Annotated in this window: 11 protein-coding genes; 4 read left to right on the top strand and 7 right to left on the bottom strand. The window is 64.8% G+C overall.

From position 1 onward, the window contains the following. The first annotated feature begins 113 nt into the window (after positions 1-113). Complete coding sequence (gene glmS / locus SH809_04215) at positions 114-1,946, top strand: glutamine--fructose-6-phosphate transaminase (isomerizing) (protein MDZ4698891.1); 1,833 nt, start codon at positions 114-116, stop codon at positions 1,944-1,946. A gap of 1 nt (position 1,947) precedes the next feature. Here glmS and SH809_04210 read toward each other — a convergent pair whose 3' ends face one another. The 5 genes from SH809_04210 to SH809_04190 form a co-directional block, all read right to left on the bottom strand. Continuing rightward, on the bottom strand, positions 1,948-2,841 hold the full coding sequence (locus SH809_04210) for a DUF4340 domain-containing protein (protein MDZ4698890.1): 894 nt from the start codon (positions 2,839-2,841) through the stop codon (positions 1,948-1,950). A gap of 28 nt (positions 2,842-2,869) precedes the next feature. After that, the gene (locus SH809_04205) at positions 2,870-4,396 is read right to left on the bottom strand and encodes a GldG family protein (protein MDZ4698889.1); all 1,527 of its coding nucleotides are present in this window, start codon (positions 4,394-4,396) and stop codon (positions 2,870-2,872) included. A 115-nt stretch (positions 4,397-4,511) separates the two neighbouring features. Next, on the bottom strand, positions 4,512-5,219 hold the full coding sequence (locus SH809_04200; GenBank protein MDZ4698888.1) for an ABC transporter permease subunit: 708 nt from the start codon (positions 5,217-5,219) through the stop codon (positions 4,512-4,514). Positions 5,220-5,241: 22 nt separating this feature from the next. Next, entirely contained in the window at positions 5,242-6,168 is a 927-nt protein-coding gene (locus tag SH809_04195; GenBank protein ID MDZ4698887.1) for an ATP-binding cassette domain-containing protein, read from the bottom strand. Between the two features lie 132 nt (positions 6,169-6,300). Continuing rightward, positions 6,301-7,491: an MFS transporter gene (locus SH809_04190; GenBank protein ID MDZ4698886.1), complete on the bottom strand. Its 1,191-nt coding sequence runs from the start codon at positions 7,489-7,491 to the stop codon at positions 6,301-6,303. A gap of 75 nt (positions 7,492-7,566) precedes the next feature. Here SH809_04190 and SH809_04185 point away from each other — a divergent pair, with 75 nt between their 5' ends. From SH809_04185 to SH809_04175, 3 genes are all read left to right on the top strand, one after another. Then, positions 7,567-8,469: a PfkB family carbohydrate kinase gene (locus SH809_04185; GenBank protein ID MDZ4698885.1), complete on the top strand. Its 903-nt coding sequence runs from the start codon at positions 7,567-7,569 to the stop codon at positions 8,467-8,469. A 38-nt stretch (positions 8,470-8,507) separates the two neighbouring features. After that, positions 8,508-8,858: a hypothetical protein gene (locus SH809_04180; GenBank protein MDZ4698884.1), complete on the top strand. Its 351-nt coding sequence runs from the start codon at positions 8,508-8,510 to the stop codon at positions 8,856-8,858. A 123-nt stretch (positions 8,859-8,981) separates the two neighbouring features. Continuing rightward, the gene (locus SH809_04175; protein ID MDZ4698883.1) at positions 8,982-9,176 is read left to right on the top strand and encodes a hypothetical protein; all 195 of its coding nucleotides are present in this window, start codon (positions 8,982-8,984) and stop codon (positions 9,174-9,176) included. Positions 9,177-9,181: 5 nt separating this feature from the next. Here SH809_04175 and SH809_04170 read toward each other — a convergent pair whose 3' ends face one another. Continuing rightward, entirely contained in the window at positions 9,182-12,172 is a 2,991-nt protein-coding gene (locus tag SH809_04170) for a PVC-type heme-binding CxxCH protein (protein MDZ4698882.1), read from the bottom strand. A 195-nt stretch (positions 12,173-12,367) separates the two neighbouring features. Beyond that, on the bottom strand, positions 12,368-14,645 hold a 2,278-nt coding region (locus SH809_04165), incomplete at its 5' end, for a c-type cytochrome (protein ID MDZ4698881.1).

The following is a 14,645-nucleotide window of genomic DNA, read 5'->3' as shown; positions in this document are numbered from 1 at the left end:
TCGGCACGATCCGTGTCTCCGGGTCTGGAGTTCAGGGTTCGGAGTTCCAGGTTCGGGGTTACCCTACTCGATGCGCTTTACCCTGATCCCTGAACCTTAAACCCGGAACCTCTATGTGTGGAATCGTCGGCTACATCGGCCACCGGCAGGCGCAGCCTGTTCTCATCCAGGGCCTCCAGCGCCTGGAATACCGCGGGTATGATTCCGCCGGCATCGCGACCATCAACGGCGCGCTCGCCGTCCGCAAGAAAAAGGGCAAGGTGAGCGAGCTGGTGGGGGCGCTCGGGGCCGGCGGGATGGAGGGCACGCTGGGCATCGGGCACACGCGCTGGGCCACACACGGCTTCCCGAGCGACGTCAACGCCCACCCGCACGTGTCGGGCGATGGGGACTTCGCGCTGGTACACAACGGTATCATCGAAAACTACCAGGCCATCCGCGAGCGCCTCACGCGGCAGGGGTACACGTTTGTCAGCCAGACCGACACCGAGGCGCTCGTCCACCTGATCGACGACGTCCGCCGCGAAACGGGCCTATCCCTACCCCAGGCCATGCAGCAGGCGCTGACGCAGGTCGCCGGCACCTACGGCATCGCCATCGTCTCCCAGAGCGACCCGGACTTGCTGCTCGCGGCCCGGAAGGGGAGCCCGCTCATCCTGGGCGTCGGCGAGGGGGAGTTTTTCCTGGCGTCCGACGCCTCCGCCATCGTCGAGCACACGCGCCAGGTGGTCTACCTGAACGACGGGGAGATGGTGGAAGTCCGCCGCGGCGGCTACCAGGTGCGAACCATCCACAACGTCCCGCTCGAAAAGGAAGTACACGCGCTGGAATGGGATCTAGAGGAGATCGAGAAAGGGGGTTATCCCCATTTTATGCTCAAGGAGATCATGGAGCAGCCGACGTCGCTCGAAAACTGCATGCGCGGGAGGGTGCTGGTCGATGAAAATCGGATTCTACTGGGCGGGCTGATCGACGTGATGGACACCCTGCGCGCGGCCGACCGGATCATCATCTGCGCCTGCGGCACGTCGTGGCACGCCGGCCTGGTGGGCGAGTACCTCATCGAGTCGCTCGCGCGGATCCCGGTCGAGGTCGAGTACGCGAGCGAATTCCGCTACCGCGATCCTATCCTCCGCCAAGGGGACGTGGTGCTGGTCATCTCGCAGAGCGGCGAAACGGCCGACACCCTCGCCGCCGTCCGCGAGGCGCAGCAGAAAGGCGTGCCGGTGCTGGGGATCTGCAACGCGGTGGGGTCGACGATCGCGCGAGACACCGACGCGGGCGTCTACCTGCACGCCGGCCCCGAGATCGGGGTGGCCTCCACAAAGGCGTTTACGGCACAGGTGCTGGTGCTGGCGATGCTGGCGCTCAAGCTGGGGGAAGGGCGGACGCTCACGCCGGCGGCGATGGCGTTCCACCTGCGCGCGCTGGCCGGCCTGCCGGACCTGGTCCGCGAGGTCCTCAAACTAGACGACGAGATTCGGGGCCTGAGCGCGATCTACCGGTACGCGACGAACTTTCTGTACCTCGGGCGCGGCTATAATTTCCCCGTCGCCCTCGAGGGCGCTCTCAAGCTGAAGGAGATCTCCTACATCCACGCGGAAGGCTACCCCGCCGCCGAAATGAAACACGGCCCGATCGCGCTCATCGACCGGCAGATGCCCGTCGTCTTCATCGCGCTGAAGGACGGGACGTACGACAAGGTGATCTCGAACATCGAGGAGGTGGCCGCGCGGCAGGGCTCGGTCATCGCCATCACCGAGGAAGGCAACCACGAGCTGGACCGCCTCTGCGAGCACGTGATCTTCATCCCCCCATGTGAACCGTTCCTGTCGCCCATCCTGGCTTCCATCCCGCTCCAGCTGTTATCTTATCACATCGCGGTAATGCGCGGCTGCAATGTGGATCAGCCGAGGAATCTGGCGAAGAGCGTGACGGTGGAGTGAGTCATTCAAACGCCGACGCCTCAGGCGCAAGCAGCCCCAGCTGGTCGTAATTCAGGCGCAACGCGGCGTCTTGGCCGGTGGCGGTTACCGCGAGTTCAGTTTCGCGGTTTTCGATCCAGAGTGTCTGCGTGCCGGCGTTCGGGATGCTGAAATGCACCTGATGGGTGGCGGTGGTCTTGATGTCGGCCGCGGCGGCGCCTCGGGTGAAGCCGATGGCGACGAGCGGTGAGAAACGCGCCAGCCAGGCGGTTACCCGGGCCGAGTCGGCCGGCTCTTCATCCCCGTCGATCGAGAGTGTCCAACCCGAGGCGTCGAGGGTGAGTTCGTAGCCGGCGTCGGGGCCGGTCACGACGGCCTTCTGGACGGTGAGAGGTGGAATCGACAGCACCGTTTTATCCCGCCAGCGGTCCGTGTCGTCGGGCAAGCTGAGGCGGCCACGGACGAGGTAGACGCGGGGATCGGTGGCCATGCGTACATAATGGGTCTGCGGATCGGGGCCGATGCCGCCAACGAGCAGGGTGGCGCCGCCTCCGTTCCAGATGAGATCCACCTGCTGCTCCCGCTCGCCCAGGCCGTACTCGGCGTAGCGGTCCGGGCTGTTAGAGACGACGGTCTCCACTTCGATGGCCGACAGGTTGACGGTGAGCTGGGCGACGAGCGCGCTGTCCGCCTTGCCGGTGACGGGCTCGACGATCTGCCACACGCCGGCCTGTTTTTCAAAAGTAAACGGCTCGCCGTCGCGGGTGATGACGATCCGTGTCAGTTCGTCGCCGGGGATGACAATGGTGGGGAGATCGAGGGTCGAGGCGCCTTTGTTGAAGGTACCGAACAGGACGGCAAGCCCCACGAGCACGACCAGGGCGCCGAGTAACCAGAGAAGTTGGCGTTGTTGCATGGCAGCGTTAAGAGACCCGGAGAAACGATCAGGAGGTGAGGACGATCTGGCGAGAGCGGCGCTTCTGCCAGCGGTACAGCCCGATGCCGAACAGCAGTAACAGTGGGGCGAGCATGTTGCCGTATTTGATCCAGCCACGCGCGCTTTCCGAGGTCTCGCGCAACACGCGCGGCTCGGCGCTTTTCGCGCGGATGGCCAGCAGGGCGTCGTCCTGCACGAGCCAATCGGTCATGTTCAGGCCGAAGTTGATATTGCCCGGCAGGGCGCCGACGATCGACTCGTTGATGAAGTCGCCGTCGCCGACGAGGACGATGCGGGTGGGGGCGCTTTGCCGGCCGGCCTCGTAGGCGCTCGGGAACGAGCCCGTGTAGGCGGCGGCGAGCGGGAAGGGGCCGTCCGAGAAGTTCATTTCCGGCGGGAAGCCCGGCTGGATCATAAAAAAGCCTTCCTGGAGCTGGCTGCGGGTAGTGCTCGAGGCCAGGATTTCGCGCGTGGCGCCGGGTGGCAGGGCCAGCGAGGTGTCGACGGTGCTCGCGAAAAACAGCAAGGTGCTGCCCAGGCGATTCACCATCATGCTGTTGCCGTTGAAGTTGGTGACGACGGGCAGAAACGGGTAGGGGATCTGCTGGGTGGCCATGAACGTGCCCATCGGACGCTGGATGGAGATGGGCGCGTTTTGCTCGTCCATCACCAGGTTGCCCTTGAGCCCGACGCCGTAATTAGCCAGGAGGCCCTCGATGCCCGTGGTGAGTTCGAAGGCCTGGCCGGCCTGCATGTTGGTTTCGATTCGGTTGAGGAGCAGCGCCAGCCGGCCGCCGTCCATCACGTAGCTATCCAGGGCGCGCAGGTGGGACTCGGGGAACGAGTCCGTGGGGGCGACGATGACGAGCGCATCCGGCCGTTCGCTGAGGCTGGCGGTGGAGTCGACGATGGTGATAGACTTCCGCTCGTAGTTGCGGTTGAGCTGCTGGTAGAGCTGCTGCATCGTCGCGGCCGGCGCCGGCTCGCCGTGGCCCGTCAGGAAGCCGACGGAGGGCATGGCATCCTGCGTGAGCCGGCGGATGGCGCTGGTGAGGTCGAACTCGAGCGTCGCTCGGTCCTCGAAGACGGGGATGATCTCCCGTTTGCTCCCGTACAGGAGGGCGACGCCCATGTAGGCGTTTTTGAACTGGACGTTGTCCTGCTCATACACCTGAATCTGGACGGGCGGAATGCGGTAGCGGGCGGCCTCCTGCTGGAGCTCTTCGTCGTCCACGGGGTCGACGAACGTGTACTGGACGTTTGCCCCGCCATAGGCGCGGTAGTCGTCCAACTTGTCTTGCAGGAAGCGCCGGTTGTCGCTGTAGGGCGCCGGCAGGTTGTCGGTGAAGAAGGCGGTGATCGTGATCGGGTCCGCGAGCGATTCAACGGCCTCGATAGAGGCTTCGGAGAGGCTGTAGACGCGGTCGTCCGTGAGGTCGAGCCGGCCAAACAGCTGCAGCCCGATCAGGTTGACCGCGACGAGGATGAGCCCGATAAGGATCAGCGCGGTGCGGGTATTCCAGTCGCGTTTCATCGTGTTTATGGATGTGAATGCGGTCGATCCGGTAGAGACGCCATACATGGCGTCTCTCTACGACGCCCCGTTTACCTCGCGGCGTTTATTCCACGCCCCGATTACCCCGCGGCGTTTATTCCGGCCGGCGGGCCAGGTTGTACGCCGTCAGCACGCAGGCGAAGGCGGTGACCGACAGGTAATACAGGATGTCGCGCGTGTCGATGACGCCGCGCAGCAGGTTGTTGTAGTGGTAATCCAGGCTCAGGTACTGCAGGATACCCGACAGCGCCTGCGGCGCGAACAGGGTCACCTTATCCAGCATGAACAACACAAAAATGATCGCGAAGCCCAGGATAAACGCCACGATCTGATTCCGCGTGAGGCTAGAGGCAAGAAGGCCAATCGACACACAGGTCATCCCGTAGAGCAGCAACCCGAGGTAGCCGCCGACCGTGCCGCCGAGGTCCATGTCCCCGAGGATCGACAGCGTGAGGGCATAAACGAGCGTCAGGCAAAGGGCGGCCGTCAGCAGCAGCGTGGCGGCGAGGAGCTTGCCGAAGATGATCTGCCAGTCGCGGATCGGCATCGTCAGAAGGAGCTCCAGCGTGCCGGCGCGGCGCTCCTCGGCGAAGAGCGACATCGTGATCGCCGGCACAAAAAACAGGAAGATAAACGGGGCGAATTCGAAGAACGAACGCAGGGTGGCGACGTTTTCGATGAACAGGGGGTTGCTGAAGAACCACCCGGTAAACAGGAGAAACACGCTCAGAACGACGTACGCCGCGGGGCTGTCGAAATAGGCGTGGAGTTCGCGTTTGGTCAGCGTCCAGGTCTCGTGCATGGGTGTGGGATGGGATTCCGGTTCAGGCGGTGGTGAGCTGGCGGAAGACGTCCTCCAGGTTGGCCTGGTTGCGGTGGAGTTCGGTGAGCGTCCAGCCGTTGTCGACGGCGAGGCGAAACAGCTCGGGTCGCACGTCGTCGGGCCGCTCGCTGGTGAGCGTGAAGAGGGTCTCGCCGTCGTGGACGACGTGGCCGGTGACGCGGGCGTGGGGCCAGGCCTCGAGGACGGTGGCGACGGCAGGGCCGGCGTGCTGAACGCCGAAGCGGATCTGCTGCGCCCCCCGGTACATCGTCCGCAACTCGTTTGGCGTCCCGTCCGCCTCGATCGATCCCTTGTTGATGATCAGAACGCGGTCACACGAGGCCTCGACCTCCGTGAGGATGTGCGTCGATAGGATGACGGTCCGCTCGGTGCCGATGGCCTTGATGAGTTCGCGGATCTCGACGATCTGGTTGGGGTCCAGGCCGGACGTCGGCTCGTCGAGTATGACGATTGGCGGGTTGTGGATCATCGCCTGCGCCAGCCCGACACGTTGCCGGTAGCCTTTCGAGAGCGCCTCGATGGGTTTGGCCAGCACGGTGTCCAGGCCGCAGACGTCCGTCATCTCCCCGATACGCCGGTTACGCTCCGTCGCCGGCACGCCCCGCATCGAGGCGACAAACGACAGGTAGTCGTACACCTGCATGTCGTGGTAGAGCGGGGTGTGCTCGGGCAGGTACCCGATGCGCCGGCGGATGTCGATCCCGTGGGTGCGCACATCCAGCCCGTCGACGACGACGGTGCCCTCCGTGGGCGGGAGATAACAGGTGATGACCTTCATCGTCGTCGTCTTCCCAGCGCCGTTCGGGCCAAGAAAGCCGAGTACCTCGCCTTTTTTTACCTCGAAGGAGATGGCGTTGACGGCGCGCTCCTTTCCGTAGGTCTTGGTGAGTCCTTGTACCTCAATCATAGATTCTGGTATTCGTTGCAGTCCCCCAACATACACTAATCCGGTTAAAAAACGATGGTTTTTCCGATGGCAAAATCGCCGGCACGGCGATAACGACATCACCTTGTGGCCTATTGCGCGCCGCGAATGTCTTCATGATATCTTCCATAAGCGCATGATGAGCAGCAAGTCCGCGAAGCACGACAGGGCGCAGGCGCCCACCACGATCAGCAGCGCTTCGGGGCCCGTCGTCTCGATCAGGAAGCCGGCCAGCAGCGGCAACGTCATCGAACCGACGCTGCTGCCGAGGTAGAACCGGCTTGTTACATTTCCGCTCAGGGGGATGTTGCGCTCGGCGAAGGCAAGTGCGGTGGGGAAGATGGTCGACACCGCCAGGCCCAGGCTCAGCGAGCCGATCCAGACGAGGACGGGCACATAGGTGCTGGCCGCCACGAGGAGGATGCTGAGGAACGCCCAGGTGAGGTGGACCTTCAGGATCTGGCGGGGCAGGTACCTGACGGAAATGGCAACGGACAGCAGCCGGCCAATCATCAATCCCCCCCAGAAGGTCGAGTTCAAGTACGCGGCCGTTTCGGCGGTGGCGAGGCCGCGGGCGATCGCGTAGGTGTAGATCCACCCCGAAAAACCGGCTTCGACGCCGGCGTAGAGGAAGAAAAACAGGATGAGCATGACCATCGTCCGCCGGTCCGGCCGGGCCTCGATGTGGCCGGGGATGCGGATCGTTAGCTCCGGGCTCGGGATCCGGCTCACCCAGAGAGCAACCGGGATGGCGAGCAGCCCGATCCCCCAGTACGCCCAGAGGGGATGACCGGTGAGGCCAAAGGCCTGGGCGACGAGGATCGGGGAGAGGAAGGCGCCGACGCCATAACAAAAATGGAGTCCGTTGAGGTAGGGCCCGACGCGTTCGCGAAACGTCTTGAGTAGCAGCGTGTTCGTGCCAATGTCTGCCATCGCGCTAGCCGAGCCATGGAGCGCCAGAAGGGGGAGCAACAGGGCCAGCGAATGGATGACTGGCACCAGGAGCATGATCACGGCCATGATCGCGATCGCGCCACCGATCAACGGGTGGCCGGCGCGGCCATCGATGAGCCGGCCGACGATAAACGTCATCAGCATGTACCCCACCATGCGCGCCGTGAAGACAAAGCCGATGCTCTTGATCGTCACGCCCGTCTGCTCGGCCAGCGCGGGCAGGGTGGGCCCGAGGGCGGCAGGCGCGAGGCCCAGGACAAAGAAAACCCCGATATAGGGGGCGATCCGGCTGAACGCTGGAGGGGACCCCTCTGACGCGGAAAGCAGGGTCGAAGAGGGCGTAGTGCCCATAGACGGTAACATATTGCGAGGAGAGGGTCGCCGGCGAGCCGGCGAACGGCCCGAGAATATACTTCAAGAAAAAAGATGATCATCGGCTGCCTGGGTGAAGTGATCGTTGATTACATCGGGATCGATGGCGTCGGGCTTGCGGACACCCGCACGTTCCGACAGTGCCCCGGCGGTGCGGCGGCGAACGTGGCGGTGGGGCTTCATGCGCTCGGTCTGGAAGCGGTAGTGATGAGCAAAGTGGGCAACGACCCGGCCGGCCGCTTCCTGCGCGCCGAGCTGGAGCGCGCCGGCGTTTCGCCCCGCTTCCTGGCCGTCGACCCCACCCGACCCACCCGCCGCGCTTTTATCGCCTACGACGCGGAGGGCCGGCGACAGGTCGACATCGTCCACCGCCAGAGCGCGGACCAGACGCTGGCGCTGGACGAGGTGGCCGGCGCCCATTTCGACGCCCTGCATGTGATCGGGACGGCCTTTCTGGGGGAGATTACCGGCGGGACGGCCGCCGCGCTGGCCGACCGCGTTCGCGCCGCCGGCGGCTGGGTGTCGTTTGATCCGAACATACCGCTGGATAGAATCTCGCCTGAAGCGCAGCGGCGGGTCGTGGATTTTCTGGGTCGTGTGGATGTGCTGTTCAGCGGGGAGTCGGAATGGGGATGGATCCAGGCCGCGGCCCCATCTGCTCGTTTTCCGTTGAGGATTCTGACCCGGGGCCGGCAGGGCGCGACGCTCTTTGCGGGGCCCCACAGGGTCGAAGTCCCTGCCCCCGCGGCGCCGTGTGTGGACCCCACCGGGGCCGGGGATGCGTTTGCGGCGGGGGTTCTGGCGGTATGGGCTCGATCTACCCCATTACTCGGCATGATGACCGAGTTGGACTTGCGGAGGGCCGGCGATACGGGCGCTCAACTGGCTGGCCGCGCCATCGCAGAGATCGGCGCGCCGGCGTACGCGCTGAAACCGCCCTGCAATCAGGTAGTCTGATGCATGATTTCGCACCCTGAAACCAACGATTTTCTTTCATGCGCCCCACCCTCCATCTCCTCCTGGTAAGCGCTGCCCTCCTGTTCGCCGGCTGCGCCCGAATCATTGAATCCTCCATGCCCGAAGACATCCTGCGTCCACTCCAAAACGCTCCGGAGCGATTCCTGCGGGTCGATGCGGGGGGGACGCCGCTGCCGAATGCGTTTGGTGGGGATACATGCCATAACCCTCTGGTTGACCTCCGCGACGGGACGCGGCTCACGCTGACGCGTTCGGCGAACGGGTGGGGCGATTACCAGGCCGATGGGGGACAATACGGTGTGGACGAGGACGAACGGCTGCGGATCCGATGCAGCAGCGGCATCCCCGCCGGCGTCGTCCGGCGCTGAGGCCTCGATTCGTCGCAATTCTGTCACAAAGCTATAGGGTGCCCCGGGGGCCGCGATATTAGCAGAACCCACTCGGATCGCTCCGAGAAGGTTTAATGCCGTTTCCCCTCGACTCCAGGCACCATGCAGCGTGAAGTGAAATACCGAAAATTCCCGATATCCTTCGGTGAACGTCTGTCGGATATCCCGGACTACCAGCAGTCGCTCCAGCTCGGATGGACCCTCAAATGGTCGTACATGACGGTTGAGGATGGGAAACGCTATGTCGAGGCGCTTCTGGAAAAGACACTGGCGGCGAACGAGAAGACGACTGTGTAGGCCGCTCAGTTAAACCTCAAGAACGCAATCAAATCCACCATTTGTTGGGGGTTGAGGGCGGCTTCGAGGCCGGTGGGCATGAGGGTTTGATTCAGGTTTTGCATCGAGGCGACGTCCGCCCGGGCGATGGTGACGTCCTGCCGGGCAAGGGTGCGCAAGGTGAGGCTGGAGGGGGAGTCCGCGGCGAGGAGGCCGGTCGTTTTTTCGCCGGACGTGTGCTCGACGGTCCACACCTCGTAGCCGTCGGCGAGGGAGCGCCCGGGCATGAGGATTTTGGCGACGAGGGCTTCCGGCGACCAGTGGCGGACGGTGGCGAGGTCGGGTCCGAACGCTTCGCCGTGTTCGCCGGCTACCTGGTGGCACGTCCCACACACTACTTCAAACGCGGCCTGACCGGCGGCCACATCTCCCTGCCCATCCAGCGACGCCATGTACGTCGCCACGATCTGCTCACGCTCACCGGGTTGCTCGCTGAGGATTGACCGGGCGCGGTCCTTCACGGGCCCCTCCCAGTCGCGCATCAGCTTCACGGTCCGATCCCACCCGATGGTCGAGCGCTGGATGGTGCCGGCTTCGACGGCATCCAAAAGTCGGGCGGCGCGGTCTGGCGTCTCCATCAGCACGTCGAGCGCTGCGTCGCGGACGGCCGGCGTGAGCTCGGGCCAGCGGCCCAGGAGGAAGTCGGCCACGCCGGCATCATCGGCTTTTTGGAGAGCGCTGACGGCGGCTTCCTGTACGAGCGGCTGCTCGGCGGGGACAATCAGGGCCTGCATCGCTTCACGATGGGCATTCGGGTCGTTCATGGCGAGAAGCCGGATGTCCTGGGCGCGAAGCGCCGGCGTCCGGCGGGTGTCCGTCGCAGACTTTATGCCGGCTGTCACGGCGGAGGACAGCGCATTGGAAGCCGGCAGCCCCGTTTTGTCCAGCAGAGCCAGGTAGGCGGCGCGTTCGGTCTCGTCCGTGCTGGCAGTGAAGGCGGTCACGATAGGGGCCGCCGCCGCCGCGTAGGCATCATCCCGGGGTGTCCCCTGGGCGAGGCCGCGCAGCAGGGCTGCTTTCTGCCAGGTCGTAATCCCGCTCGACGGACGTGACAACCGGGCGGTGAGTGTGGCGAAGAGGGCTTTGTCTTTCCCGGCGGCGGCGAGGTAGCCAATCCGTTCGAGGTACGTGGCGCGGCCGGTGCTGGTGGTTTTGCCGGCGGTAGCCAGGGCGCGTGCGATGTACGCGTCGTCGATTTGGTCTGGAGCCGATAAGGCCGCCACCTGCATCCAGGGATCGTCCATATCGCGCGTGAGCATCCGCTGGCGGATCCTCCGGCTCTCGGGCGTATCGAAGAATCCGAGGGTGCACAGCAGCTGGAAGCGGACGCGTGCATTGGGGTCTGACTCCATCGATTCCAGCCTGGCCAGCATTTCTGGGTGGGCTTCGAGCCGCTGTTCGGCCAGGATGATGGCGTTTTCTCGGACGCCGGCTTCGGCGTCGCGCAGGGCGGCTTCGATGCGTATTGGCGTCAGCTTCCCGAGGCCGTCGAGCGTCCACAGGGCGTGGAGGCGGCCAAGGGCCGAGGGCCCGGCGGCCAGGGCGATGAGCGCCGACTCGGCGGCCGGGTCGGCGCGATCAAGCAACAGTCGCTGGGCGTTGCGCCGCCACCAGATATTCGGATTCGCCAGGTGGCCGACGAGTTCGTCGGTCGTCGCGGCGCCCAGATCGAGCCGATCCAGCCACGCCGGCTGAGGAGTGCCCGTCGGCACGATCCGATAAATCCGACCGCGGTCGTTGCCGTTGTACAATATGCCAGCGGCGATCGCCGCGTCGTCCATCCACTCCGGGTGCTCCACAATCTGCCGGTAATAATCCACCACATACAGCGCGCCGTCCGGTCCCATGTAGAAGTTTACCGGCCGGAACCAGCTGTCGCGCGAGGCCAGGAATTCCTTGCGCTCCTCGAGCCGTTCGCTCCGGAACGTTGGACCATTTTCGACCATCCGGAGGGCATGCACGAGGTTGTGGACGGGCTCGCCGATGAAGCTCACGTTCTGATAGGCGGGGGGGAAAAGGTCTGCCTGATACACGGTGATCCCGGCCGCCGAGGTAACCATCCCGCGATCGGTGAGGAGTTGGTGTTCAGGGTTATCCGTGATCGGGTAGATGGCCGTGTTTCGCCCATAGGCAGGTGTATAATGCATGGAGAGCTGGACGGGCATCAACGGATTCCGGGAGATGTAACGCCTCGCGATTACTTCGTGGTACTGGGGATGGGCGTTGCTCACGGCGAAGTGACGGCCCCAGTCGTCGAACGCTTGACCGAACTGGGATCGGCTGGAGAGCGATTCGAGTGCGTGGGTATCGGGTTTGAACCGCACGTTCCGGTCGTCGCCGTTTTTGCCAAGCCGGACGCCGTCGGGCCGGGCCGGGAAGTAGACCTCCGATCCTTTGTCTCCGAAGAGGTCGCCGTAGTCATCGGTATCCGTTGAGCCGTTATTGGCCAGGTAGATCCAGTTGTCGAGACCGAAGTAGGGCTTGTTGAAGTGGGACTGCGGGTTGGATCGGGAAAAACCGGTGAGGATCACCTCGCGCCGGTCCGCGCGGCCGTCGTCGTCCGTGTCTTCGAAATAAATCAGATCGGGCGGAGCCGTGACGAGGTAACCGTTTTTCCAGCGCATGATCCCGGTGGGGAGGACGAGGCTGTCGGCGAAGATCCGGCTCGCATCCGGCAGGCCATCGCCGTTGGTGTCCTCAATCCGTCGGATGCGGCCGTTGGCGCTGATGTCCATCGGATACCCGGGCATTTCCACTACAAAGAGCCGGCCGCGCTCGTCAATTTCCATGGCGACGGGATCCATCACGTTCGGCTCGGCGGCGACGCGTTCGATCTGGAAGCCATCCGCAACCTGGAAGGAAGCGAGGGCGTCCTCGGGCGAAAGGCCGCCGGTGCCGGAGGGCGCCGGCTGGCAGGCGGGGAGGAGGAAGATGAGGATGGCAGTGAGGCGGAGCATGGTACGCGCAGGTATTCGGGTGGACGTGGGGTAGACCTGGAATATACGAGCGGCGGTGCAACGCTCCATCAAGCCTGTTTACAGATATGACTGATAGAACCGGACCAAACCGATGGGCTCGCATTCGAGGAGGCTCGCATTCGCCCGCCGGTCAGGAGCTTGCTACGCAAGCGGTCATGACCGCACGCAGTGCCATCAGTTAAACCTCAAAAACGCAATCAAATCCACCATCTGTTGGGGGTTGAGGGCGGCCTCGAGGCCGGTGGGCATGAGGGTTTGATTCAGGTTTTGCATCGAAGCGACGTCCGCCCGGGCGATGGTGACGTCCTGCCGGGCGAGGGTGCGCAGGGTGAGGCTGGAGGGGGAGTCCGCGGCGAGGAGGCCGGTCGTTTTTTCTCCGGATGTGTGCTCGACAGTCCACACCTCGTAGCCGTCGGCGAGCGAGCGGCCGGGCATGAGGATTTTGGCGACGAGGGCTTCCGGGGACCAGTGGCGGACGGTGGCGAGGTCTGGGCCGAACGCTTCGCCGTGTTCGCCGGCTACCTGGTGACACGTTCCACACACCTGTTCAAACGCGGCCTGGCCGGCGGCGACGTCGCCCTCGCCGGCGAGCGACGCCATATACGTCGCCACGATCTGCTCCCGCTCTCCGGGCTGTTCGCTCAATAATGCGCGGGCCCGGTCCTTGATGGCCCCTTCCCAGTCGCGCATCAACTTGACCGTTCGATTCCACCCGATGGAAGAACGCTGGACGGTGCCGGCCTCGACGGCGTCGAGCAGCCGGCTCACCCGGTCGGGCGTTTCCAACAACACATCGAGGGCGGCGTCGCGGACGTCCGGCGTGAGTTCGGGCCAGCGGGTCAGGAGGAAGTCGGCCACGCCGGCGTCATCACTTTTCTGAAGAGCACGGACGGCGGCTTCCTGAACGAGCGGTTGTTCGGTGGGGATGATGAGGGCCCGGACGACCTCTCGATGGGCATTCGCGTCGTGTCGGGAGAGGAACTGGATGTCCTGGGCGCGGAGGGCCGGCAGCCGGCGCGCGTCCGCGGCGGTACGTACGCCCGACGCCACGGCGGTGGCCATCGCGTCCGAGGCCGGCAGCCCGGTTTTATCCAACAGGGCCAGATAGGCGGCCCGTTCGGCTTCGTCCGTACTGGCAACAAACGCGGAGGCGACGGAGCCCGCTGCGCCGGCGGTATATGCTTCGTTCCGGGGCGTCCCCTGGGCCAGACCGCGCAGCAGCGCCGCTTTTTGCCAGGATATCAGCCCACTCGAGGCACCGGTCAGCCGATTTGCCAGCGAGGTGAACAGCGCGGCGTCTTTCCCGGCGGCGGTCAGATAGCCGATCCGTTCGAGGTACGTGGCGCGGCCGGCGCTGGTCGTTTTGCCCATCACACGCAGTGCGTCGTCGATCGACGACGCATCAAACCGGTCCGGCGCCGACAGCGCGGCCACCTGCATCCAGGGCTCTTCCAGGTCTCGGCCCAGCATCCGCTGTCGGATGGCGCGGCTGTCCGACGTGTCGAAGAAACCCAGTGTACACAGCAGCTGGAAGCGGACGCGGGCATTGGGGTCGGATTCCATCGATTCCAACACAGCCAGCAATCCCGGATGGGCGTCGAGCCGCTGCTCGGCCAGCACGATCGCGTTTTCGCGGAGGCCGGCTTCGGTATCCCGCAACGCCGCCTCGATGAGCGCCGGCGTCAGCTTCCCGAGGCCGTCGAGCGTCCACAGGGCATGGAGCCGGCCGAGCGCCGATGGGCCGGCCGCGAGGGCAACAAGCGCCGGCTCGGCGCTTTCGTCCGCGCGGTCCAGCAACAGCCGCTGGGCATTCCGCCGCCACCAGATGTTCTCGCTGGCGAGGAGGCCGACGAGTTCGTCCGTCGAGGCCGCGGCGAGGTCGACTTGCTGCAGCCACGCCGCCGCCGGCGCGCCGGTGGGCGTGATTCGGTAGATGCGGCCGCGGTCGTTGCCGTTGTAGATGTCTTTAGAAGCCCGCGTCGCGTCGTCCATCCATTCGGGGTGCTCGACGATCTGCCGGTAATAATCCACCACGTACAGCGCGCCATCCGGCCCGATGTAGAAGCTCACCGGCCGAAACCAGGCGTCGCGCGAGGCGAGAAACTCCTTCCGAGCCTCGATCCGCTCTGCGCGGAACGTGGGGCCGGCCTCGACGGTGCGGAGGGCGTGGACGAGGTTGTGCACGGGCTCGCCGACGAAGCTGACGTGTCGGTACGCCGCCGGGAAAAGGTCGGCCTGGTACAGCGTGATGCCGGCCGCCGAGGTCAGCATCCCCCGGTCGGTCAACAGCTGGTGTTCGGGGTTGTCGGTGATGGGGTAGATGGCCGTGTTGGAGCCGTATTCGGGCGTGTACTGCATGGCGAACTGGACCGGCAGCAGCGGGTTGCGGGCCAGGTAGCGGTTCGCAATCACCTCGTGGTACTGCGGGCGGGCGTTACTCACCGAGAAGTGG

The sequence above is a fragment of the Rhodothermales bacterium genome, assembly GCA_034439735.1.
GTDB lineage: Bacteria > Bacteroidota > Rhodothermia > Rhodothermales > JAHQVL01 > JAWKNW01.
This window is presented reverse-complemented; position numbering and strand designations above follow the sequence as displayed.